This is a genomic window from Streptomyces sp. DSM 15324, assembly GCF_001514285.1.
Taxonomy (GTDB): domain Bacteria; phylum Actinomycetota; class Actinomycetes; order Streptomycetales; family Streptomycetaceae; genus Streptomyces.
Window position 1 is genome coordinate 784,362 of record NZ_KQ949025.1, and the last position, 21,932, is coordinate 806,293.

Genomic DNA, 21,932 nt, shown 5'->3' on the forward strand with positions numbered 1-21,932 from the left:
GCTCAGGCCGCGTACGCGCCGATCAGCACCCCCGTGAAGGCCCCCGTGAGCATGAACGGGCCGAAGGGGACGGTGGTCCGGCGGGTGGCGCGGCCGGCCACGGCGAGCGCGAGGCCGTAGAGGGCGCCGAGGCCGAAGGCGGCGAGGGTGCCGAGCATGAGGGTCGGCCAGCCGTACCAGCCGAGGACGGCGCCGGTCGCGAGGGCCAGTTTCACATCGCCGAACGCCAGGCCGGCCGGGTTGATCAGGTGCAGGAGGAGGTGGCCGGCGGCGAGGGCGAGGGAGCCGAGCAGGGCCGTCGTCCAGCGCCCCGCGTGTTCGGGGAGCAGGGCGGTCACCCCGAGGAGGGCCAGGGCGGTGGCGGCGAGGGGAAGGGTGAGGGGGTCCGGGAGGCGCTGGACCCGTACGTCGACGACCGCGAGGAGCACCGCGGCCGGGGCCAGCAGCAGCCAGACGGCCAGCTCGGGGCGGGTCCCGGTGGCCGCGGCGAGGGCCGCGCAGAGGACGGCCGTGACGGTGGGCAGGAGGAGCGCGCCGGGGGCGTACGACGCACCGGGGGGCGTGCATCCTCGGCAGCCGCCCCGCCCGAGCCACCCGCGCACGGGGTGACCCTCGGGGCAGGTGTCGTACCACCCCTGGTCGGCCCGCTCCACCGGCACGGAGAGGCGGTACGCCGGCCGCGGCAGGAACGCTCCCGCCAGCGCGCCCCACAGGGCGGCGACGACGACCAGGGTGAGGGTGCCGGGAGGAGCGGTCGTCGGGAGCGTCATCGCAAGCGGCGTCGGAAGCGTCACCGGGAGCGGCGTCGGGAGCGTCATCGGGAGCCCCTACCCCTGGCCCACCTTGGACAGCCGCGCCGTCGGATTGCCCTCCGCGCTGCTGTCCGAGGTGTAGGTGAGGTCGTCGCCGGTCGGCGTGAAGCGGATCGTGTGGGGCTCGGGGTTGCAGCCGGCGTGGTTGGACTTCGCGCCCACCGAGTCGGCGACGACCTCCTTCGCCGTCACCTTCTTCAGCGTCAGCACGTCCACGCAGACCGTGCCGAGGCCGTCGGTCTGCCGCAGCTCACCCACCTTCGCGCCCACCGCGGCCTGGCGCAGCGTCACCCGGAAGGTGCCCATGGGGAGCGTGCCGCCGAGGCCGGTGCCCTCGCCCTCCCAGATGCCGGCGTACCGGGCCGGCAGGGCACCGGCGCCCTCGCTGTCCACCGGGCCGCTCGACACGTCGGTGGGTGCCGGGCTCGAAGCGGCCGTGGGCGTCACGGAGTACGCGCCGCTGCCGGCGTCGGCGTCCGTGTCGTCGCCGCTGCCCGGCAGCAGGTCGAACACGACCGCCGAGCCGACCGTCACCGCCGCCAGTGCCCCGGCGACCGCCAGGGCGACGGTGCAGCTCAGGCGCCGTCCGCGCCCGCCCTCCCCCGGCGCCGCCGCGGCCGACACGGTGACGGACACCTTCCCGGGGCCGCCGCCGGTCCCGCGCACCACGGGCGCGTCCGCCGGTGTCCCGGGAACGGCGTCCATCGGCGGCGGCGGCCCGAACTCGCCCGAGGCCACCGGCCGCTGGGCCGCCGCGGCCACCCCGCTGAGCCCCACCGGCCCGGAGGCCGGCTCCCGCGCGTCCGTCGCCTCCAGGTTCAGCAGCTGTACGGCACTCCGCCCGACCTGTTCCACCAGCGCGCCCGGCAGCCAGCCGCCGGCCATGAGCCGCGCCGCGCCCTCGGGAGCGAGCCGCCGGGCCAGTTCGCCGGGGGCCGGCCGGTCCGCGGGATCCTTGGCGAGGCAGTCCTCGACGACCTCCCGCAGCAGGCCGGGCGCCAGCTCGCCGAGCGCCGGCTCCTCGTGGACGACCTTGTAGAGCAGGGCGGCGGAGGAGTCGCCGGGGAAGGGCGGTGCACCGGTCGCGGCGTACGCCAGCACCGCGCCGAACGAGAAGACGTCGGACGCGCCGGACACGCCCCGGCCGAGGATCTGCTCGGGGGCCATGTAGCCGGGTGAGCCGACGGAGACGCCGGTCGAGGTGAGCGAGGCGGTGCCGTCGGTCGCGCGGGCGATGCCGAAGTCGATGAGCAGCGGTCCGTCCACGGTGAGCAGCAGGTTGGAGGGCTTGACGTCCCGGTGCACCAGCCCCAGCTCGTGCACGGCCGCCAGCGCCTCGGCGAGGCCCGCGCCGAGCGCCCGTACGGTGTGCTCGGGCAGCGGGCCGTGGGCGGCGACGGCCGCGGCGAGCGAGGGGCCGGCCGCGTAGGCCGTGGCGACCCAGGGCACGGCGGCCTCCGGGTCGGCGTCCAGCACCGGAGCGGTCCAGGCGCCGCCGACCCGGCGGGCGGCCTCGACCTCGCGCCTGAAGCGGGTGCGGAACTCGTCGTCGAGGGCGAGGTGGGGATGCACGATCTTCACGGCGACCGTGCGGCCCCCGGCACTGCGGCCGAGGTAGACCCGGCCCATCCCACCGGAACCGAGCCGGCCGAGCAGCCGGTAGGGCCCGACGGCTCTGGGTTCGTCGGCTCCGAGCGGCTGCATGACGTTCCCCTTCCCCCCGTCCGCGCATGCGGTCGTACGAGCGCTCATCGTCGTGCCCCGACGACACCGGGCGCAATGCCGGCACCGCCGCGTGCGGCAGCCGACGCCCGCGCCACCGGCCCCCCCTACGCCCCCCTCACACCCGCAGCAGTTCCACCCGTACGTCCGCGGGGAAGCCGGTGGTCGGGCCCACCCGGCGGGCGAACTCGGCGACCGCGTTGAGCTGGGGCGTGCCGAAGCGGAAGTCGAGGGTGGTGAAGTAGCGCTCCAGGACCCGCTCGTCGAAGGCCTCCCAGCGGGCCGCCTGCTCGGCGACCTTGGTGACCTCCTCCAGGGAGAGGTTGCGGGAGGCGAGGAAGGCCTGGTGGACCTCGCGGGTGATCACCGGCTGCCGTTCCAGGTAGTCCCGGCGGGCCGCCCAGACGGCGAAGACGAACGGCAGCCCGGTCCACTCCTTCCAGAGCGTGCCGAGATCGTGCACCTGGAGGCCATAGCGCGGCCCGTCGACCAGGTTGGCCCGCAGCGCCGCGTCGCCGATCAGGACGGCCGCCTCCGCCTCCTGCATCATCAGGCTGAGGTCGGGCGGGCAGGTGTAGTAGTCGGGCCGTACGCCGAAACGGTCCGCCAGCAGCAGCTGGGCCAGCCGCACGGAGGTGCGCGAGGTGGAGCCGAGGGCGACACGCGCCCCGTCCAACTCGTCCAGCGGGGCCTTCGAGACGATCACGCAGGACATGACCGGGCCGTCGCAGCCGACCGCGATGTCGGGGAAGGCGACCAGGTCGTCGGCGTTCCTGAGGAACTCGACGAGTGTGATGGGGGCGATGTCGAGGTCCCCCGCCACCAGCTGCTCGCTGAGCTTCTCCGGGGTGTCCTTGGTGAGCTCGAAGTCGAGGAGCGTGCCCGTACGCGCGAGCCCCCAGTACAGGGGCAGGCAGTTCAGGAACTGGATGTGGCCTACGCGCGGCCGGGTGCGAGAATTGTCCACATCGCGAGACTAGCCCCGGTGGAGTACCCTTCGAACTCTGACCCCCGGGTCAACCCCTCCACCGGACGTTCAAACATCCGGGTGACGTGATCTTGGCCCCTATTGCTTTCGGCTGCCCGCATGCTAGGCTCGCCGCAAGTTGCAGTTTGGTTTCCCTTGCAGTACAGAGCCTGCGGAGCATGTAACCGCGGGCTCTTGACATTTTCAGACGTATGCATTGTGCGGCACTGCTTTCACCTTGCAGGTTCTGGAGCAGGGCAACCCTTTGGGCCCAAGGAGGGCTTATGGCTACCGGAACCGTGAAGTGGTTCAACGCCGAAAAGGGCTTTGGCTTCATCGCCCAGGAAGGCGGCGGCCCCGACGTCTTCGTCCACTACTCCGCGATCAACGCGCAGGGTTTCCGTTCCCTCGAGGAGAACCAGCAGGTCTCCTTCGACGTGACGCAGGGCCCGAAGGGTCCGCAGGCGGAGAACGTCACCCCCGTGTGACGATCCTCCCCCCTGTGATCGCAATCTGAAAGCAGTACCCAAGGAGCCCCGCGCCATCCGGCACGGGGCTCCTGCCTTTCCCCGGTGAATTTCCGGTGAATTCCCGGGGCGCCCCCTCCTCCCAGCCCCTGTGGACTTGGCGATGCCGGGCCCGGCCGGATACGGCCATTCGTCCGCGACAGCTCACTCGTCCGGGTGGTGAGCGGGGTGATAGGCCCCTCCTTCGGCACGCTCGCCGTGGCCGGCGGATTGCCCATCCGGGTGCCGTGCTGATGTCCCTGAGGGGGTACGCGGGCTCCGCTCCCAGCTCAGCGCCACCCTTACGGCCGCATTCAGCCTCCCCCTCGCCGAGTTCCTCGGCCCCGGCCGGGCCGCCCGGCTCCTGGGGCGGTGCGACAGCGGGCGGAACGCGGGCGTCCGCACCGGCGCGCCGCGGCCTCGGGGCCCCTGCCCCGCCGTACTCGTCGCCCTGATCCTGCCGCCCCCGCGCGCCGACGCCGGGCTGCACCACCGCGTTCGTCCCCACCGGTGGCGCGGTGCTGCTCGCGGCTGCTCGCGGCTGCTCGCGCCGGCCGGGCTCCTGGCGTACGCCATCCGGCCAGCCGCACGGATGGCGTACGCCGATGAACGCGACGCCGTGCGGGGGTGGCCTGAAAGCGCCCCCGGGCAGGCCTCGCTGTCGGTGGCCTTGGCTAGGGTCCCCGGCCATGACCGACGCCACCGAGGCCATCGACGCCCCGGCCACCCCAGCCACCGCCCCCGTCACGTCCACCACCGCCCCCGACTTCGTCGCGGCGACCCGCGCCTTCTACGACGCCATCGCCGAGGACTACGCCGAGCGCTACAGCGACGAGCTGGTGGCGAGGCCGCTGGAGCGAGCCGTGCTCACGGCCTACGCGGAGCTGGTCGGCCCCGGCGGCCGGGTGGCGGACCTGGGATGCGGGCCCGGCCGGACCACGGGGTTCCTCGCCCGCCAGGGCCTCGACGTCTTAGGGCTGGACCTGTCGGAGTCGATGCTGGCGATCGCCCGGCGCGAGAACCCGCGGATCCGCTTCCGGCAGGGCTCGATGCTGAAGCTGGACGAGCCCGACGGGCAGCTGGCCGGGGTGGTCTCCTTCTACTCCTCCATCCACACCCCGTGGACCGAACTGCCCGCCCTCTTCGCCGAGTTCCACCGCGTGCTCGCCCCCGGAAGCCCTCTCCTCCTCGGCTTCCAGGTCGGCGACGAGCCCCGGCACTACGACCGGCCCTGGGGCCACCCGGTGGCCCTGACCTTCCTGCGCCGGCGCCCGGAGGCGATGACCGAGCTGCTGACGGCGGCCGGCTTCGTCCCGCTGTCGTGCACGGTACGGCAGCCGGAGCCCGCCCTCGACGAGAAGACCCCGCACGCCTTCCTGATCCTGCGCAAGGCCGCCTGAACGGCGCCTACTTGAGCTCGGCGGCGGTGTAGTAGCCGCCGGCGACCAGCACGTAGTCGTAGTTGGACTTGTCCACGCTGGTGGGCTGGAGGAGATAGGCGGGCACGGGCTTCACGCCGTTGTCGTAGTCCCGTCTGTTGTTCAGCCGGGGCGTCCGGCCGCTGAGGATCGAGTCGACCATGTCGGAGGCGACCTCGCCGAGCTGGCGCACGTCCTTGTAGACGGTCTGCGACTGCTCGCCCTTGATGATCGACTTCACCGAGGCGAGCTCGGCGTCCTGGCCGGTGATGATGGGGTACGGCTTGCCGCCGCTGCCGTAGCCGTACGCCTTCAGCGCGGACAGCACACCCATGGAGATGCCGTCGTACGGGGAGAGGACCGCGTCGATCCGCTCGTTGACGTAGTACTGGGAGAGGATGCCCTTCATCCGCTTCCCGGCGGTGGGGCCGTCCCAGCGCAGGGTGGTGACCTTGTCCATCGTGGTCTGGCCGGACCGGACGACCAGCTTCTTGTTGTCCAGGTACGGCTGGAGCAGCGCCATCGCCCCTTGGAAGAAGTACTTGGTGTTGTTGTCGTCGGGAGAACCGGCGAACAGCTCGATGGTGAACGGCCCCTTGCCGTCCTCCAGGCCGAGCTGCTCGATGATGTAGCGGGCCTCGAGCCGGCCGACCTGCTCGTTGTCGAAGGAGACGTAGTAGTCGACGTTCTCGGTGCCGAGGATGAGCCGGTCGTAGGAGATGACGGGTATCTTCGCGGCGGCGGCCTGCTTGAGCACGCCGTTCAGCGACTTGTTGTCGATGGCCGCGATGATCAGCGCGTCGACACCCTTCTTGACGAGGTCGGCGATCTGCGCGACCTGCTTGTCCGGGTCGTCGTCGCCGTAGACCAGGTGGGTCTCGTAACCCTGGCCCTTGAGGTCCTGGACCATGCTCTTGCCCTCGGTGAGCCAGCGCTCGGAGGTCCGGGTCGGCATGGCGATGCCGATGGTGCCGCCCTTGGTCCCGTTCCCGGAACTGCCCCCGCTCAGCTGCCCGCACGCGGACAGAGTTAAGGCGGAGGCCGCTCCGGCGAGGACGGCCAGGGCGGATCGTCGGTTACGCATGCTGATCGTTCCTTGTTCTTCTCGTCGTTGAGAGAGGTGACGGCGCATCAGATGCAGGTGAGGGAGCGGCGGCGTGGGGGGACTCGTGTTCTAAATACCGTCACCTGATCGAAAAATAGCTGGCGCGACACTAGGAGTGGGGACGGGGGGTGTCAACGGGGTGAACTCGAACGGTTACAGAAAGACGCGACGCACGGAACGGCCGTAAACGGCTGCGGCGGGCGGGTCCCGGTGAAGGGAACCCGCCCGCCGCAGCTCAGAGCAGGTGTCACAGACGCCTCAGGCGTCACACCTGCCTCAATTGACTCAGTTGTGGCGTACGTCTCAGACGGTGCCGGAGGCCGCGATGGTGATCTTGGCCGAGGTGCGGCCGGAGTCGCTGCCGAGGCCCTCGATCGTCTTGACGACGTCCATGCCCTCGACGACCTCGCCGAAGACGACGTGCTTGCCGTCCAGCCAGGAGGTCACGATGGTGGTGATGAAGAACTGCGAGCCGTTGGTGTTGCGGCCCGCGTTGGCCATGCTCAGCAGACCCGGCTTGGTGTGCTTGAGCTCGAAGTTCTCGTCCGCGAACTTCTCGCCGTAGATGCTCTTGCCACCGGTGCCGTTGCCCGCGGTGAAGTCACCGCCCTGGAGCATGAAGGCCGGGATGACACGGTGGAAGGACGAACCGGCGTAACCGAAGCCGTGCTGGCCGGTGGCCAGCTCGCGGAAGTTGCGCGCGGTCTTGGGGACGACGTCGTCGTACAGCTTGAAGACGATGCGCCCGGCGGGCTCGTCGTTGATGGTGATGTCGAAGTAAACGTTCTCGCTCATGGAGCCCATAATTCCTCGCTTCGGCCGCCTACCGGTAATCGGCGGGGCCGGGCACGGCCGGACCCGGCTGGGCAGGGCCCTGCGGCCCGCTCCGGCGGCGGGGGTCGGCGCGGGGGTCGGCGCAGGGGTCGCCGCCGGGGAGCATGCCCTCGAACGCTACTCGAAGCTCACCGTGAAGCGGTCCTGCCACCCGAGTTCCTCGTCCTGCGACTGGACACGGAGCAGGACGTCACGGATCTTCGCGAACTCGCCTTCCCCCAGCGCCCTGGCTAGAACTCGCGACAGGAGGGCACGCATGTCCGACTCGGACCGAATGTCCGCCCCGTCGATGTCGAGCCTCATCGTTTCAGGCCGGCTTGCCCGGAGTGCCGTTCGGTGGCCAGTACTCGAATCCATTGCCGCCGTACCAGCCCAGGCGGGTGGTGCCGCAGCCGGTGCTGTAGAAGTCGAGGAAGTCGTAGTAGACGGCCTTGATGGACCTCTTGGGGAAGGTGACCGAGAACTCGGTGGTGAGCGTGCCTTTCGCGGGGATCGTGCCCACGGAGAGGGCGGCGGAGTTCCACAGCGGCAGGGAGCCGTTGGTCTCCGGTTTCCAGTGCAGGGCCGCCTTGTGCCAGTGGCCGGTGCCGACGCGCCACTTGACCAGGGGTGCCGGGCCCCGGTTCTTCATGAGGTTGCCGAGGGCGAAGACGACGGTGGCCTTGTTCAGCTTCACGTTCTCCGTGTTGTGCACCCGGATGCGGGCGTGCAGGGCCACTCCTGCCCGTTGTGCGGTGGGCACGACCGAGCCCGCCGCGTCGGAGGCCGTCACCGCGCCGTACCGGCAGTCGTACGCGGCCGGGGCCGACGTGGCGGCTCCGGCGGGGTGGGAGCCCACGCCCAGGACGCCGGCCGCGGCGACGAGCGCCGCGGCTCTGAAGGGAACGGTGGCGTTCAACATGTCCTCCTCAAAAGGCCGATCCCACCGCTGCCCCCGGTCAACCGTCAACGATCTTTCCCGAATCATGGGCGGTTCCTGACCCGCAGCATCACCCGGCACGCAAAACACACCACGCCTTGTCCTCGGCGATTCCGACTGTTCACCGCAGCCGAAGCCCGGCACACCCTCGACGCAGCCCGCGCCGGTCCGTTGCGCGCGCCTCGGCCTCACCAACGGAACGGCCGGCATCGGCCGCTCGCTCCAGCGCACCCGAACCGGCGGTCGCACCTCTCAAGGAGGACAAGGAGCAACGGCACAAAGGACGCAAGACCGCGGATTCGGCCTGGCAGGTCAGCGACCGTGTCTTCACCACGCCAACTGGACGGCCTTTGCACTCGGCCAACCTCACCCGCCGCATCCGCGACTTCCTCAGTACTCAACGGCCTCATCGCCGGGACCGGACTGACACTGGAGCCTCCGTAACGCTGTCACCCCACCCTTTCAACCTCTGCGGTACGACGAGTCGGCGGTGAGCCACTGGCTGGGCGGCACCGTCCCTCGGGGTGCGGTGCGCGGGTGCATCCTCGAAGCTCTCTCCCGCCGCCTCGGCCGCCCCGTCACCCATGCCGAGGCCGGTCTGCCCGTTCCACGCGATCGCTCCTCCGCGGCTGCGGATACCGTGGAAGGGGTGATCGACCTGGGGAGGCTGGATATGGACCCGTCCCGCCGCAGTGTCCTGGGTGCCGGCCTGTTCTCCGTGGCCGTCACCATTCCCGGCTGGCCTGACGTAGTCGGGCGTGCCGATGCCCTTCAGTCTGGCCGCACGAGTCGCATCGGTATGAACGAAGTGGACATGGTCATCGCCATGACCGAGCGCGTTTCGGAACTGGACGACGAGTTCGGCGGTCGTCACGCACGCCCCATGGCGGCCTCGTTCATGGTCAACACCGTGGCCTCCTACCTGCGTGCCGACGCACCCGAGGACGTACGCAAGGCGATGCTGTCCGCCGCCTCGGACCTGCTCTACCTGACCGGCTACATGGCCGTGGACGAAGGGCTGCACGGTCTCGCACAGCGCTACTACGTCAAGGCCCTGGAGCTGGCCGGAGCGGCCGAGGACCACCTGACGTACTGCACCACCCTGCGCGGCATGAGCGTCCAGGCAGTCGATCTCCGCCACGGGCCGAAGGCCATGGAGCTGGCCGACGCCGCTGCCGCCGCCGCCCCGAAAGCCGGACCCCGGATGCTGGCCTTCCTCGTCGGCCAGCAGGCGCACGCGGCCGCGCAGACCGGCGACCGTACGGGCGCGCTGCGCTACATCCGGGAGGCCGAGGCAGCCATGGACCGTGCCGAGTCACGCGGGAAAGCGTTCGGCTCGTATGACCCCTCTTCGCTCAACTATCGCGTCAGCCAGGTACGTTACGAACTCGGTGACAAGGCCGGAGCCGTCGAAGCCACGCAGCAAGCGGACCGGCTCCGCCCCAGCGCGTACCAGCGCACACGAGTACACCGTCGTGGCCTTTTGGCAGAGCGACAGTTGGAACTCGGCCACCTGGAAGCGGCCTGCGCCACCTGGCACCAGGCCCTCGACGACTACCCCAAGGTGCAGTCCGGCCGCGCAGACGACCGCGTGAAGGCGATGTTCGGTCTTCTGCGTCCCCATCTGAAGAACGCGACGGCGCTCGACCTGTACGACCGGGCCACGGACGATCGCGCCACCGTCGCTGGTCGCCTGATCCCCGTCGCACCTTCAACCTCAGCCACAGAAAGTCAGCCACGACGGCGGGTGCGCCAAGAGATCACCCGCCACGTGTGCTTCCAGCAACCCCGCACCGGCCTCAACCACGCCGCTTCCTTCCGTCACGGCATCCGCCCTGCCCCTGCGTTGCCGTTGCAGTCGCACCCTCCAAAGCCCCAGCGTCAATCACCTCGATCGCGAAGTCATCGTTCCTTGAGGTATTTGAGATCTGGGTCATGGGTCCCGATCCGTTGTCCCCGGGCAGGTTCCCATGCCCGCGAAAGATCGCTGCAACAAAGGAAGCCCGCTCATTCCAAATCTGGGCCTCGATCAAGAAATTCGGCGGCGGCTACGACCGCCTCCATCAAGCTGCCAGCGTCGAAAGACGAACCAGATACTGAAGTATCTTCGACGCGATAGCGACCGGCATCCAGAGGCTTGATGTGAATCTCGCGCGATCCCTGCACTCCAAGATTCGTACTGAGCCGCAAAGTCCCATGACTCAAATTCGGGAACAGTCGACGGAGGCGATACTCGACGTGAGCGGCCTCCACAAGAGGTCGCTCCTCTGCAAATATCTCCGAGTTCAGGAGCCAGTCCCACTGGGTCGGGACCAGATCACCCGCCTCCCGCGCCTTGGCGAGTCGCGTCAGCGTCATGAAAGGAAAGTTCTCTGCGAACTCGCCTACCGACATCCCATCACGCCACGCCACCGACGCAGCAACCAGATCAGCGAGATCAGCGGTAGCACCTTCCGCCCAGACAAACCGGCCCTCTTGGACACCAACGAAGAATGTCCTTGTGGACTCACCGAGCCACACCAAGACCTTTCCACGACTTGAATCCACCTGCGCGGTGGAGATCACGCCCGACCCAACCTCGGATTGGCTGCACACTCCGGCCAAATCGAGGCCGACCTTATCTGCCGCTTCGGTCATGGCCGAAGATAGCGAGCCAGCATCCCGAATCTCCGGATAGAGATCGAAGTTGATCATTCCCATCAGTGCTGCACCGTCCACAAACTCAATCTATGTAGGGCCGAATTCTACCGAACGAACCCCAGTCAGGCTCCGGCACTGAGAATTCAACGAGAGAACCGCCCTCTCCCGGCCGGTAGAACTTGACACTGTCCCACGAACGTCCACCATGAACCACAGACCTTGCAATCATGCCCATCTCGACATCTGTGGCATATGGATGCCCCGGGATAAGCCCGTCCCTCGCAGCCTCAGCGAAAGACCCGACTCCCTTCATGTTTACGTGAAGGATGCTGCTGGTATCCCTGATCGCCGCCTCTACCGGCCCTTGCCAGCCTTCCAGTTTCCCAAAGTGTTTGAGGCCCAGCCTTTCGGCCTACTCGTAGGTGCCTTCAGCCTTCTGGCCCAGCGCAACGTTGCAATTATGAACAAGTACTGGAATCTGCCCAGCCAGCACATAGTACGTGTGCTACGCGACCTCTCTCTACCTGCATTTTCGCAGGTCAAGTGATATTCGATGGTCCGCTGACGTCCAGGTTCGGCCGGGGTTGTTCGTGGTTGTTGCCGTCACTACTGCCGTCACTACTGCCGTCAAGGGTCGCGTGCGGCAAGGTTCGCGCGTCCGCCAGTCAGGCAGTGCGGGGGGGGCGGGGCGGGACGGGTTCGCCGCTCGCAGGGGGCCAGCTTCGCTCCCTGTCGGAGGCGACGCGCCGAGAGCCCGTATCTGGTCAGCCTGGTTACGGGCCGCCGCCTCGCCGAGGAGCCCGGTCCGGCTGCTCCAGCGGCTACTCCGTGCCGAGGATGCGCAGACCGTGGTGGGCTTGGAAGTCCTCGTAGTCCTTGAGGTTGAGCGTGGCCAGCGGCAGGTCGTAGGTGAGGGCACAGGCCGCGATCCACATGTCGTTGATCGGGCGTGGTCGTCCGCGCTGGATGCCTGCGGCTGACAGGCGGCCCCAGGTTGCGGCGACGGCTTCGTCGCCGGGCAGGATCGGGATGCCGGAGAGCCAGTCGGCGAGTTCCTGGCGGCTGCGGGTGCCCCAGTGGCGGATCTCGGTCCACTTGGTCAGTTCACCGAAGGTCACGAAGGTGATCAGCGGCTTGCGGCCGATCAGCCGGGTGGCGAGCGGGCCGGTGAGCTTGCGCTTGTGGGACAGCGAGGCGACGTCGGTGTCCAGGATGACGGGTTGCACTGCGGCGGCTCAGGCGACGTCGCGGTGACGCTCGGCGTACGTGAACGCCAAGAACTCCTCCAGTTCCTCGTCCGACTCGAAGGTGTCGGCGGCGAGGTCGTCCAGGGACCGGATCGGCTGGGTGTTCTTCGCGGCCAGCAGCTCCTCGACCGAAACGCGGGGCCGAAGCGGTGGGTAGCCGGAGTACGCCGCGTCGGGTGTGCTCATCGGGGACCTCCACCAGGGACGGGATGCGACCACCAAGGCCAGCATACGGGGGCCGACCCGTGCTGACACCGGGCTTCACCCCCCAGAGCCGATCTCCGAACGCGCGTGCGCCGCTCCTCGCAGGCATTGTCGGGATCTTGGGCCGGTCTGCCCGCGGTGCGGGTACGCGCGGGAAGCCGTACGCCAGCCCGGCGAACGGCCGAGTGCATGTTCCGAAGGCGGGGCGGAGTGGGACCGGCCGATGGTAGGGGGCTGGGCTCTTCGCTCCCCGCTGGAGACGACGTCGGCCACCGCCCTCGGTGAGCCTGGTGACGACCGGTGACGAACTGCCGGACATGATGACGGTGACGGCCGAGGGCAACCTCGCGCTCTACCCGTCGCAGGCCGACAAGGACGGCGACCTGGACTACTCCATGCCGGGCGCCTACCGGGCCAACCCGGACAAGGACCCCAACGGCGGCGACGGCCTCCAGGACCCGTCGTCCGGCTCGGCGACAGGCTGTGGGTCTACCCCGGGGACGGCTACGGCGCGGTCAACATCGACAAGGCCACCCTCCTGGTGACCTCCTCCGCGTGGACCACACGTGACCTGGTCACCGTCCTGGACGTCACCGGAGACGGCGTCGCCGACCTCGTCTACCGCTCCGACTCCTCGGCCCGGCTGCTGCTGCGCACCGGGGTCGCGGCGAGCGGCGGCGGGGTCAACATCTGGACCGTCCACTCGACGGGCCAAGTGCGGTTCTACGCCGGCGGCAAGACCGCGCTGTCGAGTTCCGGTACGGAAGCCATCGGCTGAGGCACCTGGCCAGGCCCGTCCCCGGTTCCGGGGACGGGCCTATGCGTGTTGCCCCGGTTGTCGCGGAACGCTGTGCCTTTCCTACTGCGGGTACAGCCCCTCCACCTCCTCCGAGAAGTCGCGCAGGATCGTTTCGCGGCGGAGTTTCATCGAGGGGGTGAGGTGGCCCGCCCTCTCGGTGAAGTCCACCGGGAGGACGGTGAAGCGGCGGATGGACTCCGGGCGGGAGACCAGTTTGTTGGCCTCGTCGATCGCGCGCTGGAGTACGGCGTACAACTCCTCGTCGCCGACCAGCAGTTCCACCGGGACCGGGTGCTTGCCGTTCATGTTGCGCCAGTGGGTGAGGCCGTCGGGGTCGAGGGTCAGGAGGGCGGAGACGTAGGGGCGGTCGTCGCCGAGGACCAGGGCCTGGGAGATCAGGGGGTGGGAGCGGAGCCAGTTCTCCAGGGGGGCGGGGGCCACGCTCTTGCCGCCCGCAGTGATGATCATTTCCTTCTTGCGGCCGGTGATCGTGAGGTAGCCCTCGTCGTCCAGTGCGCCCAGGTCGCCCGTCGGCAGCCAGCCGTCGGGGGCGGCGGGGACGACTCCGCCCGCCGCGGGGTCCCAGTAGCCGCGCAGGACGTGGTCGCCGGCGATGAGGATCTCGCCGTCGGCGGCTATCCGGATCTTCGTGCCGGGCAGCGGCCAGCCGACCGTGCCCAGGCGGGGTTTGAGGGGCGGGGTGACCGTGGACGCGCCGGTCGTCTCCGTGAGGCCGTAGCCCTCGTAGATCTCGATGCCCGCGCCCAGGTAGAACGAGGAGAGGCGGCGGCCCAGTGGGGAGCCGCCGCAGATGGCGTGGCGGACCCTGCCGCCCATGGCGTTGCGGATACGGCGGTAGACCAGCGGGTCGTAGAAGGTGCGGGCGGCCCGCAGGGCGGCGCCGGGGCCGGAGCCGGTGCCGGTCTTCTGGGCCTCGACGGCCTCGCCGTAACGGCGGGCGACGGACACGGCCCGGTCGAAGGTGGTGAGGCGGCCACCCGCCTCGGCCTTCGCCCGGGCCGTGTTGAACACCTTCTCCAGCATGTAGGGGATGGAGAGCAGACAGGTGGGTCTGAAGGCGGCCAGGTCCGGGAGGAGGTCGTCGGCCTTCAGGCTCGGGGCGTGGCCGAGGCGGACCCGGGCCCGGATGCAGGCGATCGCCACCATCCGGCCGAAGACGTGGGACATGGGCAGGAAGAGGAGGACGGAGAGGTCCTCGCCCCGGGTGTCGCCCTTCGACTTGAAGACCGGGTAGAGGAGTTCGATCGCGTTGTCGACCTCGGCGAAGAAGTTGCCGTGGGTGAGCGCGCACCCCTTGGGGCGGCCGGTGGTGCCGGAGGTGTAGATGAGGGTGGCGAGGGTGTCGGGGCCGAGCACCCCGCGCCGTACCGCCACTTCGCCGTCGGGGACGTGGACACCGGCCTCGCCGAGGCGCTCCACGTGCCCCTTCTCCATCACCCACATGTGCTGGAGGTCGGGCAGCCGGTCGCGCTCGGGGCCGAGGGCGGCGGCCTGGCCGAGGGTCTCGGTGATCAGGGCGACCGCGCCGGAGTCCTGGAGGATCCAGCGGGTCTGGAAGACCGAGGAGGTGGGGTAGATGGGGACGGTGACCAGGCCGGCCGCCCAGGCGGCGAAGTCGAGCAGCGTCCACTCGTACGTCGTACGGGCCATGATGGCGATCCGGTCGCCGGGCATCAGCCCTTCCCCGATCAGCCCCTTGGCCACCGCGTGCACCTGGGTGGCGAAGTCCTCGGCCGTGACGTCGGTCCAGGCGGCGTCCGGCTCCTTGCGGCTGAGGACGACCGCCTGCGGGGCGGCGGCGGCGTTGTCGTAGGGCAGGTCGGCGAGGGAGCCGTGGGTGACCGGCTGGGCGAACGCCGGTACCGCGGCCTCGCGTACATGACCGTCCAGCCGGCGCGTCTCGGGTTCCACGAGGGCGGGGGGAGCGTCGGCGAAGTCGCTCGAGGTGGCGTAGGGCGTGGACACGGGCGGCTCCCTTGGCGTGCAGCGCGAAAGAACTGCTTGCTGCACAGACGTACGTGCCTCGGGTATGGAGGCGTTCATCTGGATGGCCCCGAAGAAAGGGGTTACCGACGATTAGGTAGGGGATCGTACGGCGTTGGCGTGGGGGGCTTGTGCGTGTTCGGGGATGATCCGGGGTCAGGGCTGTGCAATGTCGGGGGTGATGTGACAGGCGTTCAGGTTCCCGCCCCGACCTCCGCCCCGACCTCGGCTCGACCTTCGCCCCGACCTCCGGCTCGACCGGTTTCCGGCGGCTGATCAGGGGCGTTCGAGCACGGCCGTGACGCCCTGTCCGCCCGCCGCGCAGATCGAGATCAGCCCCCGTCCCGGGACTCCCCGTTCCGCGAGCAGTTTGGCCAGGGTCGCGACGATCCGGGCGCCGGTGGCGGCGAAGGGGTGGCCGGTGGCGAGGGAGGAGCCGGCGACGTTGAGCTTGTCGCGGTCCACCGGGGCCAGGCCCTGCTTCTCCCAGGCGGCGAGCGTGGCCAGCACCTGGGAGGCGAAGGCCTCGTGGACCTCCACCAGGTCGAAGTCCTCGATGCCGAGACCGGCCCGCTCCAGCATGCGCGGCACGGCGTAGGCGGGGGCCATCAGCAGGCCGTCCTCCCCCTTGCCGACGTCGCCGTGGACGAAGTCGACGGCCGCCGTCTCGTACACCGTGAGGTAGGCGAGCGGTTCCAGGCCCCGGACCTCGGCCCACTCCTCGGAGGCGAGCAGGACGACCGCCGCGCCGTCGGTGAGGGGGGTCGAATTGCCCGCCGTCATGGTGGGGTTCGGCCCGTCGGTGCCGAACACCGGCTTCAGCGTGGCGAGTTTCTCCACGGTGGAGTCCGGGCGCAGGTTCTGGTCGCGGGTCAGCTCGCGGAAGGGGACGACCAGGTCGCCGAAGAAACCCCGTTCGTACGCGGCTGCGAGCCGCTGGTGGCTGGTCGCGGCCAGTTCGTCCTGGGCCTCGCGCTCGATGCCCCAGGCGCGGGCGGTGACCGCCGCGTGCTCGCCCATGGACAGGCCGGTGCGGGGTTCGGCGTTGCGCGGGATGTCGGGGACCAGGTGGGAGGGGCGGATCCGGGCGAGGGCCCCCAGGCGGCCGGCGGTCGTCCGGGCGCGGCGGGCCTGGAGCAGGATGCGGCGCAGTGCGTCGTTGACGCCGAGCGGGGCGTCGCTCGCGGTGTCGGCGCCGCCCGCGACGGCCGACTCGGTCTGGCCGAGGGCGATCTTGTTGGCGGCGGCGATGACGGCCTGGAGGCCGGTGCCGCAGGCCTGCTGGATGTCGTAGGCGGGGGTGCGCGGGTCGAGCCTGGAGCCGAGGACGGTCTCCCGGGTGAGGTTGAAGTCGCGGCTGTGCTTGAGGACGGCGCCGGCGACGACCTCGCCGACGACCCCGGGCACGTCGAGCCCGTAGCGGGTGGCCAGGCCGTTGACCGCCGCCGTGAGCATCTCCTGGTTGGAGGCGGTGGCGTAGGGGCCGTCGGCACGGGCGAAGGGGGTCCGGCTGCCGCCGATCACCGCGACGCGGCGGGCGCGCGGGGGTTCGAACGCGGGTTTGCGCGCGCCCCTCAGATAGGTCACCTTCGACGGCTCCGAGGTACTCGCCCGCGACGGCTCCGAGGTACTCATCTCGACCTGCTCCTCACCCTTGACCTAGACTTACCCCGGGTAACCTTACTCCGGAGTAAGCAACTTTTTCAGTCAGCCGAGCCCGTGGGAGACGAGACGAACATGGCCGACCGCTATCTGAGTTTCACCGCCACCGCACCCGGCCGCTTCCTCACCCGACGGCTCGGGCTTCCGCAGCCGGCCGCGCTCAGGCGCTTCTCACCCGAACGTCCGTTCCTCACAGGCGCCTTGCATCACCTTACGGCCGGGACGTCCGCCCTCGACCTCACTCCGGTCCTCGCCCGCACCGGTCTCCCCCTCGGCACCGCCGACCCCGCCGCCGTGGTCCTGGACGCGACCGGGGTGCGGGACGTCGACACCCTCGCCGAGGTGCACGCGGCCCTGCACCCGGTGGTCCGGTCGGTCGCGGCGAGCGGCCGGATCGTGGTCCTCGGCTCCCCCCTCGACGCGGACGACGACCATCACCGGGCGGCCGTGCAGCAGGCCCTGGAGGGATTCACCCGCTCCCTCGGCAAGGAGATCGGCCGCGGCCGGACCGTGAACCTCCTGCGGCTCACCGACGCGGCCGCCGCCGAGTCCACCCTGCGCTTCCTCCTCTCCCCCAAGTCGGCCTACGTCAGCGGCCAGGTCATCGAGGTCGGCGCGCGGCAGCAGCCCTCCCAAGACCTCCCCGAGCGTCCCCACGACTTCCCGGACCTCCCCCTGGCCGGCCGCACCGCCCTCGTCACGGGCGGCGCGCGCGGCATCGGCGAGGCCGTCGCCGAGACCCTCGCCAGGGACGGCGCCGAGGTCGTCGTCCTCGACGTCCCGCAGGCCGAGCAGGACGCCCGGCGGGTCGCCGAACGGCTGGGCGGACGGGCCCTCGCCCTCGACATCACGGCCGCCGACGCGGGCGAGCGGATCGCCGCCGAACTCCCGGACGGACTCGATCTGCTGATCCACAACGCGGGCGTCACCCGCGACCGCCGACTGGTCAACATGCCCGCCGAGCGCTGGAGTTCGGTCCTCGACGTCAACCTCGCGAGCGTGCTGCGCACCACCGACGCACTGCTCGCCAAGGGCACCCTGCGCACCGGCGGGCGGATCGTGGCGACCGCCTCCATCGCCGGGCTGGCGGGCAACGCGGGGCAGACCAACTACGGCGCGAGCAAGGCGGGCGTGGCCGGGCTGGTCCGGGCCCTCGCGCCGCGCGCGCTCGCCGAGCACGGGGTGACGGTGAACGCGGTCGCCCCCGGCTTCATCGAGACGAAGATGACGGCCGCGGTGCCGCTGTTCATCCGGGAGGCGGGCCGCCGGATGAACTCCCTCGCGCAGGGCGGGCTGCCCGCCGATGTCGCCGAGACCACCGCCTGGCTCGCGCACCCGGCGTCCGGCTCGGTCAACGGACAGGTCGTACGGGTGTGCGGCCAGAGCCTGCTGGGGGCGTGATGGCGGCGGTCACGACCCTCTCCTCCTCCCCCGCCCTCGTCCCGCTGCTGGCCCGCGGGGCGCTGCGCTCGCCGTTCAAACGGCCCGCGCCCGGCGCCGACTTCACCGGCCCCCGGCTGGTCCTGCCCGAACTGCGGGTCGACCTCACCCGGCTGGCGGCCTACGAGCGGGTGTGCGGCTTCGCCACCGGCGAGGACGCCCTGCCGCTCACCTACCCGCATGTGCTGGGCTTCCCGCTGGCCATGAGCCTGATGAGCGGCCGGGACTTCCCGCTCCCGGTGCTCGGTCTCGTCCACACCTCGATCGACATCACCCGGCACCGGCCGCTCGCCGCCGCCGCCGGGAGGTACGAACTCTGCGTGTACGTCGACCGGTTGGCGCCGCACCGGCGCGGCACGGAGGCGTTCGTGGTGACGCGGCTGCGGGAGGCGGACGCCGTAGGCGAGGCGGACGCCGTCGTATGGGAGTCGACGAGCACGTATCTGGCCCGGCACCGCACCGGGCGGGAGTCGTCGGCTCCGCCGGCCGCGTCGGAGCCCGGGGCCACACCGCCCCTGCCCCTGCCCCTGCTCGACGAGTGGCGGCTCGCCGCCGACATCGGCCGGCGTTACGGGGCCGCCTCCGGCGACCGCAACCCCATCCACCTGCACCCGCTCACCGCGCGCCTCTTCGGTTTCCCGCGCGCCATCGCCCACGGCATGTGGACCGTGGCCCGCTGTCTCGCCGCCCACGGCACCCCGCCGGCCGTGCGCGCCCGGGCGGAGTTCCGGGCGCCGGTGCTGCTGCCGGGGACGGTGGCGTTCGCCTCGGACGGCGTACGGTTCGAGCTGCGCGGGACGGGGGAGGCGGCGGCGCGGCTCCATGTGAGCGGACGGGTGGACCGGCTGACGTTCTGAGCGGCTGAGGCGGGTCAGGCGGGTCAGGGACGGACGACCGAGACTCCGCCGACCAGGCCCCAGGCGTCGATGCGGACGGTCGGGCCGTTCGGCTCGGTGGGGCCCGTGTCGCGGACGCCGCCGAGGCGCAGGCCCCGGACCTCCACCCGGACGTCGGGGCGGACCTTGAGGGAGACGCCGCCGATGAGGCTCAGCTTGGTGATCCGCAGCTCGGCGCCGTCCGGGATGTCCACGTCCGTCAGGTCGACATCGGCTCCGCCGACGAGGGAGACGGTCAGGGTGCGCTCGTGCAGGGTGGCGCCGTCGAGCCGGTGACCGCCGATGAGGCTGATCTTGAGGTCCGTCTTCTGCGTCTGGTCCGCGCTGGGCTTCGTCATGGGAAGAACGGTAGGAGCTGCGGGTGGGGGCGGCCCAGTGCCGCGCGTCCCGCGTCCCGCATGACAGGTGTCATGTGAGGGACACGTCGTCGGCGGGTGGCGGGGACCAGGACCGGCCCTGCGTCAGGTCGCCCAGCCCCGCCCACGCGAAGTTCATCAGGGTGGCCGCCGCCTGCCGGGCCGTGACGCCCTCGGTGGCGTTGGCCCAGACGGCGAGCGACTCGGCCGCGCCGACGAGCGCCTCGGCGAGCCCGGCGACCTCCCGCTCGGGAAGATCGGGGTCCCGATGGGCCTCGCGGGCCCCCACGGCTATGAGGTGGGTGACGAAGGCGACGATCTCCTCGCGCATCGCGGCGGCCTCGGCGGCGAAGGCCTCGCCGTGGGTGCGGGCCTGGAGGTGCACGACGGACCAGGCGTGCGGATGGGCGGCGGTGTGCACGAAGAACGCCAGCAGACCGTCCCAGAGCCGGCGGTCGGCCGGCAGATCGGTACGGACACCGGACCGCACCGCGTCCACCAGCGCCCTCGCCTCACGGCGGATGCAGGCGGTGAAGAGGTCTTCCTTGGAGTTCAGGTACAGGTACACCAACGGCTTGGAGACGCCCGCCAGTTCGGCGATCTCGTCCATGGACGCGGCCATGTACCCCCGCTGCCCGAAGATCTCGACGGCGGCGTCCAGCATCTGCTGCTCACGGACCGCGCGTGGCATCCGTTTGGTCTTCACGGCACCCATGGGGCCAGCCTAGTTGGACCGGCCGCGAGTGAACTCCGTCAGGAGGGCTGACTCTGGGCCGGGGACGGGGACGGGGCCTGCGTCTCGGCCGCGTCGACCGCCTCGTCCTCCTGGGTGCGGTTGGCCTCCAGGTTGGCCTTCATCCGGTCCACCCGCTGCACGACGCTCACCGAGGCGCGGTCGCGCTCCGCGCGCAGGACGACGAAGCTGATGGGCGCGGAGACGACCAGCGCGAGCAGGACGATCCACATGCCGTTGGAGTCGCCGAGGCCGCGCGGCAGGACACCGACGTAGACCAGGCCCCAGACGGCCAGGAGGCAGCCGGCGAAGACGCCGAGGCGCATCAGCGTGTAGCGCAGCATCTCAATCCACTCTTCCTTGTCCCGAAAGGGCCCCAAAAGGGGCCGTCGTCCAGTGAAGCACGCCGGGCCGCCGGTCCTGCACGGGGGTGCGGGCGCTCAGGTGAGCGGCAGCAGCATGGTGATGTCGTCGCGGTCGTCGCCGGGAGCGACCCGGATGGCGCCGGGGACCCGGCCGGCCTCACGGTAGCCGCAGGAGCCGTAGAACCGCTCCAGGCCGAGTCCGCCCCGGCAGGTGAGCCGGATCGCGTCGATGCCGCCGAAGCCGCGCGCGGCGTCGGCGGCGGCCGCCAGCAGGTCGCGGCCGTAGCCCTTGCCCTGGTGGCGGGGGTGCACCATCACCGTGTAGAGCCACACCCAGTGGGTCATCAGCCGGTGCGTGTTGAAGGCGAAGAACGCGGTCGCGGCCACCTCGCCGGACCCGTCCCGCCCGACGAGCAGCCGGTGGCGCCCCTCGGCCATGGCCACGAGGTGCTTCACCAGCTCCGGCCGCACCTCCTCACGCCCCACCGGCGGCACGAACCCGACGGCCCCGCCCGCGTTGGAGACGTCGGTCCACAGGTCGAGCAGACCGTCGCGCAGGACGGGGTCGACGGTCGGATCGAGAGTGAAGGTAAGGGCCACCTGGGCATGTTACCGCTTACGCCAGGGCCCGTGCCGCCACTTCCAGATCCGCGACCAGTCCCCGGTAGGCGGCCTCCCGGTCGTCGGCGCGCAGGACCGACGACGGGTGCACCGTCGGCACCAGCCGCTCCCGGCGTCCGTGGATCTCCTCCTCGAGGACCGTCCCGCGCACCTCGGTCACCCGGAACGAGGAGCCGAGCAGTGCCTTGCCGGCGGTGGCGCCGAGCACGACGATCAGTTCCGGGCCGACGACCGCCAGCTCGGCCGCGAGCCAGGGCCCGCACGCGGTCGCCTCCCGCAGGGTGGGGGCCTTGTGGATACGGCGCTTGCGGGGTTCGGCCCGCGTGAACTTGAAGTGCTTCACGGCGTTGGTGACGTACGCGTCCGCGGGGTCCAGGCCGGCTTCCTCCAGCGCGCGGTCCAGGAGCTTTCCGGCGGGGCCGACGAACGGTCTGCCCCGGCGGTCCTCCTGGTCGCCGGGCTGTTCGCCGACGAGCATCAGGCGGGCGTGGGCGGAGCCCGCGCCGAAGACCGTCTGGGTGGCGTCCCGGTGCAGGGGACAGCCGCGGCAGCCGGCGGCCGCCCGGCGCAGGGCGGTCAGCCCTGCGTGGTCGGGGACGAAGGGGGCCGCCGTGTAGGCGTCCTCCGGGGCTTCGGCGCGGGAACTCACGGCCTCCGAGTAACCCGGGGCCACCGGGTCCAA

21 protein-coding genes and 2 pseudogenes are annotated in these 21,932 nt (G+C 70.8%); 6 read left to right on the forward strand and 17 right to left on the reverse strand.

Annotated features, from left to right (window positions below; all coding sequences use genetic code 11):
- Positions 1-2: 2 nt before the first annotated feature.
- From AQJ58_RS13935 to AQJ58_RS13945, 3 genes are all read right to left on the reverse strand, one after another.
- Entirely contained in the window at positions 3-770 is a 768-nt protein-coding gene (locus tag AQJ58_RS13935; protein ID WP_107122035.1) for a prepilin peptidase, read from the reverse strand.
- A gap of 57 nt (positions 771-827) precedes the next feature.
- Positions 828-2,516 (reverse strand): serine/threonine-protein kinase, encoded by a 1,689-nt coding sequence (locus tag AQJ58_RS13940; RefSeq protein WP_067249447.1) that lies wholly within the window; start codon positions 2,514-2,516, stop codon positions 828-830.
- A gap of 136 nt (positions 2,517-2,652) precedes the next feature.
- Positions 2,653-3,501, reverse strand: coding sequence for a menaquinone biosynthetic enzyme MqnA/MqnD family protein (locus tag AQJ58_RS13945; protein WP_067249450.1), 849 nt, complete (start codon positions 3,499-3,501; stop codon positions 2,653-2,655).
- Positions 3,502-3,785: 284 nt separating this feature from the next.
- Here AQJ58_RS13945 and AQJ58_RS13950 point away from each other — a divergent pair, with 284 nt between their 5' ends.
- Together AQJ58_RS13950 and AQJ58_RS13955 are read left to right on the forward strand one after the other, a co-directional pair.
- On the forward strand, positions 3,786-3,989 hold the full coding sequence (locus AQJ58_RS13950) for a cold-shock protein (protein ID WP_003974443.1): 204 nt from the start codon (positions 3,786-3,788) through the stop codon (positions 3,987-3,989).
- Positions 3,990-4,696: 707 nt separating this feature from the next.
- Positions 4,697-5,407: a class I SAM-dependent methyltransferase gene (locus AQJ58_RS13955; protein ID WP_079078905.1), complete on the forward strand. Its 711-nt coding sequence runs from the start codon at positions 4,697-4,699 to the stop codon at positions 5,405-5,407.
- 7 nt (positions 5,408-5,414) lie between these two features.
- Here AQJ58_RS13955 and chvE read toward each other — a convergent pair whose 3' ends face one another.
- The 4 genes from chvE to AQJ58_RS13975 all read right to left on the reverse strand — a co-directional run bounded on the left by chvE (position 5,415) and on the right by AQJ58_RS13975 (position 8,265).
- The gene (gene chvE, locus AQJ58_RS13960) at positions 5,415-6,509 is read right to left on the reverse strand and encodes a multiple monosaccharide ABC transporter substrate-binding protein (protein ID WP_067249451.1); all 1,095 of its coding nucleotides are present in this window, start codon (positions 6,507-6,509) and stop codon (positions 5,415-5,417) included.
- A gap of 324 nt (positions 6,510-6,833) precedes the next feature.
- Complete coding sequence (locus tag AQJ58_RS13965) at positions 6,834-7,325, reverse strand: peptidylprolyl isomerase (RefSeq protein WP_067249454.1); 492 nt, start codon at positions 7,323-7,325, stop codon at positions 6,834-6,836.
- A 156-nt stretch (positions 7,326-7,481) separates the two neighbouring features.
- On the reverse strand, positions 7,482-7,667 hold the full coding sequence (locus AQJ58_RS13970) for a hypothetical protein (RefSeq protein WP_067249457.1): 186 nt from the start codon (positions 7,665-7,667) through the stop codon (positions 7,482-7,484).
- A gap of 4 nt (positions 7,668-7,671) precedes the next feature.
- On the reverse strand, positions 7,672-8,265 hold the full coding sequence (locus AQJ58_RS13975) for a hypothetical protein (protein WP_067249458.1): 594 nt from the start codon (positions 8,263-8,265) through the stop codon (positions 7,672-7,674).
- 658 nt (positions 8,266-8,923) lie between these two features.
- Between AQJ58_RS13975 and AQJ58_RS45865 the strand changes: the two are divergent.
- Positions 8,924-9,980: pseudogene (locus AQJ58_RS45865) on the forward strand (tetratricopeptide repeat protein).
- Positions 9,981-10,290: 310 nt separating this feature from the next.
- Here AQJ58_RS45865 and AQJ58_RS43295 read toward each other — a convergent pair.
- The 3 genes from AQJ58_RS43295 to AQJ58_RS13990 all read right to left on the reverse strand — a co-directional run bounded on the left by AQJ58_RS43295 (position 10,291) and on the right by AQJ58_RS13990 (position 12,356).
- Positions 10,291-11,001: a DUF6193 family natural product biosynthesis protein gene (locus AQJ58_RS43295; protein ID WP_159056245.1), complete on the reverse strand. Its 711-nt coding sequence runs from the start codon at positions 10,999-11,001 to the stop codon at positions 10,291-10,293.
- 743 nt (positions 11,002-11,744) lie between these two features.
- The gene (locus tag AQJ58_RS13985; protein WP_067249461.1) at positions 11,745-12,149 is read right to left on the reverse strand and encodes a type II toxin-antitoxin system VapC family toxin; all 405 of its coding nucleotides are present in this window, start codon (positions 12,147-12,149) and stop codon (positions 11,745-11,747) included.
- A 9-nt stretch (positions 12,150-12,158) separates the two neighbouring features.
- Positions 12,159-12,356 (reverse strand): hypothetical protein, encoded by a 198-nt coding sequence (locus tag AQJ58_RS13990; RefSeq protein ID WP_067249462.1) that lies wholly within the window; start codon positions 12,354-12,356, stop codon positions 12,159-12,161.
- A gap of 314 nt (positions 12,357-12,670) precedes the next feature.
- Between AQJ58_RS13990 and AQJ58_RS40720 the strand changes: the two are divergent.
- Positions 12,671-13,152 (forward strand): annotated as a pseudogene (locus AQJ58_RS40720) (hypothetical protein); the annotation flags it as partial.
- A gap of 81 nt (positions 13,153-13,233) precedes the next feature.
- Here the strand turns inward: AQJ58_RS40720 and AQJ58_RS14005 are convergent.
- Positions 13,234-15,159 (reverse strand): AMP-dependent synthetase/ligase, encoded by a 1,926-nt coding sequence (locus tag AQJ58_RS14005; RefSeq protein WP_067249470.1) that lies wholly within the window; start codon positions 15,157-15,159, stop codon positions 13,234-13,236.
- Positions 15,160-15,453: 294 nt separating this feature from the next.
- On the reverse strand, positions 15,454-16,812 hold the full coding sequence (locus AQJ58_RS14010; RefSeq protein ID WP_079078907.1) for an acetyl-CoA C-acetyltransferase: 1,359 nt from the start codon (positions 16,810-16,812) through the stop codon (positions 15,454-15,456).
- Between the two features lie 102 nt (positions 16,813-16,914).
- Here AQJ58_RS14010 and AQJ58_RS14015 point away from each other — a divergent pair, with 102 nt between their 5' ends.
- Both AQJ58_RS14015 and AQJ58_RS14020 read left to right on the forward strand, forming a co-directional pair.
- Positions 16,915-18,240, forward strand: a complete 1,326-nt coding sequence (locus AQJ58_RS14015; RefSeq protein WP_067249472.1) for a 3-oxoacyl-ACP reductase — start codon at positions 16,915-16,917, stop codon at positions 18,238-18,240.
- Complete coding sequence (locus AQJ58_RS14020; RefSeq protein WP_067249474.1) at positions 18,240-19,136, forward strand: MaoC family dehydratase; 897 nt, start codon at positions 18,240-18,242, stop codon at positions 19,134-19,136. Before AQJ58_RS14015 ends, AQJ58_RS14020 begins: the two co-directional genes overlap by 1 nt.
- A gap of 23 nt (positions 19,137-19,159) precedes the next feature.
- On the opposite strand, the gene AQJ58_RS14025 is transcribed toward AQJ58_RS14020, so the two are convergent.
- From AQJ58_RS14025 to AQJ58_RS14045, 5 genes are all read right to left on the reverse strand, one after another.
- The gene (locus AQJ58_RS14025) at positions 19,160-19,513 is read right to left on the reverse strand and encodes a hypothetical protein (protein ID WP_067249477.1); all 354 of its coding nucleotides are present in this window, start codon (positions 19,511-19,513) and stop codon (positions 19,160-19,162) included.
- Positions 19,514-19,583: 70 nt separating this feature from the next.
- Positions 19,584-20,246, reverse strand: coding sequence for a TetR/AcrR family transcriptional regulator (locus AQJ58_RS14030; RefSeq protein ID WP_067249479.1), 663 nt, complete (start codon positions 20,244-20,246; stop codon positions 19,584-19,586).
- Between the two features lie 38 nt (positions 20,247-20,284).
- Positions 20,285-20,608 (reverse strand): DUF4229 domain-containing protein, encoded by a 324-nt coding sequence (locus tag AQJ58_RS14035; RefSeq protein ID WP_067249482.1) that lies wholly within the window; start codon positions 20,606-20,608, stop codon positions 20,285-20,287.
- Positions 20,609-20,704: 96 nt separating this feature from the next.
- The gene (locus AQJ58_RS14040; protein ID WP_067249485.1) at positions 20,705-21,229 is read right to left on the reverse strand and encodes a GNAT family N-acetyltransferase; all 525 of its coding nucleotides are present in this window, start codon (positions 21,227-21,229) and stop codon (positions 20,705-20,707) included.
- A gap of 16 nt (positions 21,230-21,245) precedes the next feature.
- Positions 21,246-21,899 (reverse strand): UdgX family uracil-DNA binding protein, encoded by a 654-nt coding sequence (locus tag AQJ58_RS14045; protein WP_067249774.1) that lies wholly within the window; start codon positions 21,897-21,899, stop codon positions 21,246-21,248.
- Positions 21,900-21,932: the final 33 nt, after the last annotated feature.

Excerpts from the sequence above, each read along its gene's own strand:
- AQJ58_RS13935 (WP_107122035.1), bottom strand. The coding sequence starts at position 770 with ATGACGCTCCCGACGACCGCTCCTCCCGGCACCCTCACCCTGGTCGTC.
- AQJ58_RS13940 (WP_067249447.1), bottom strand. The coding sequence starts at position 2,516 with ATGCAGCCGCTCGGAGCCGACGAACCCAGAGCCGTCGGGCCCTACCGG.
- AQJ58_RS13950 (WP_003974443.1), top strand. The coding sequence starts at position 3,786 with ATGGCTACCGGAACCGTGAAGTGGTTCAACGCCGAAAAGGGCTTTGGC.
- AQJ58_RS13955 (WP_079078905.1), top strand. The coding sequence starts at position 4,697 with ATGACCGACGCCACCGAGGCCATCGACGCCCCGGCCACCCCAGCCACC.
- chvE (WP_067249451.1), bottom strand. The coding sequence starts at position 6,509 with ATGCGTAACCGACGATCCGCCCTGGCCGTCCTCGCCGGAGCGGCCTCC.
- AQJ58_RS13965 (WP_067249454.1), bottom strand. The coding sequence starts at position 7,325 with ATGAGCGAGAACGTTTACTTCGACATCACCATCAACGACGAGCCCGCC.
- AQJ58_RS13970 (WP_067249457.1), bottom strand. The coding sequence starts at position 7,667 with ATGAGGCTCGACATCGACGGGGCGGACATTCGGTCCGAGTCGGACATG.
- AQJ58_RS13975 (WP_067249458.1), bottom strand. The coding sequence starts at position 8,265 with ATGTTGAACGCCACCGTTCCCTTCAGAGCCGCGGCGCTCGTCGCCGCG.
- AQJ58_RS13990 (WP_067249462.1), bottom strand. The coding sequence starts at position 12,356 with ATGAGCACACCCGACGCGGCGTACTCCGGCTACCCACCGCTTCGGCCC.
- AQJ58_RS14010 (WP_079078907.1), bottom strand. The coding sequence starts at position 16,812 with ATGAGTACCTCGGAGCCGTCGCGGGCGAGTACCTCGGAGCCGTCGAAG.
- AQJ58_RS14015 (WP_067249472.1), top strand. The coding sequence starts at position 16,915 with ATGGCCGACCGCTATCTGAGTTTCACCGCCACCGCACCCGGCCGCTTC.
- AQJ58_RS14020 (WP_067249474.1), top strand. The coding sequence starts at position 18,240 with ATGGCGGCGGTCACGACCCTCTCCTCCTCCCCCGCCCTCGTCCCGCTG.
- AQJ58_RS14025 (WP_067249477.1), bottom strand. The coding sequence starts at position 19,513 with ATGACGAAGCCCAGCGCGGACCAGACGCAGAAGACGGACCTCAAGATC.
- AQJ58_RS14030 (WP_067249479.1), bottom strand. The coding sequence starts at position 20,246 with ATGGGTGCCGTGAAGACCAAACGGATGCCACGCGCGGTCCGTGAGCAG.
- AQJ58_RS14035 (WP_067249482.1), bottom strand. The coding sequence starts at position 20,608 with ATGCTGCGCTACACGCTGATGCGCCTCGGCGTCTTCGCCGGCTGCCTC.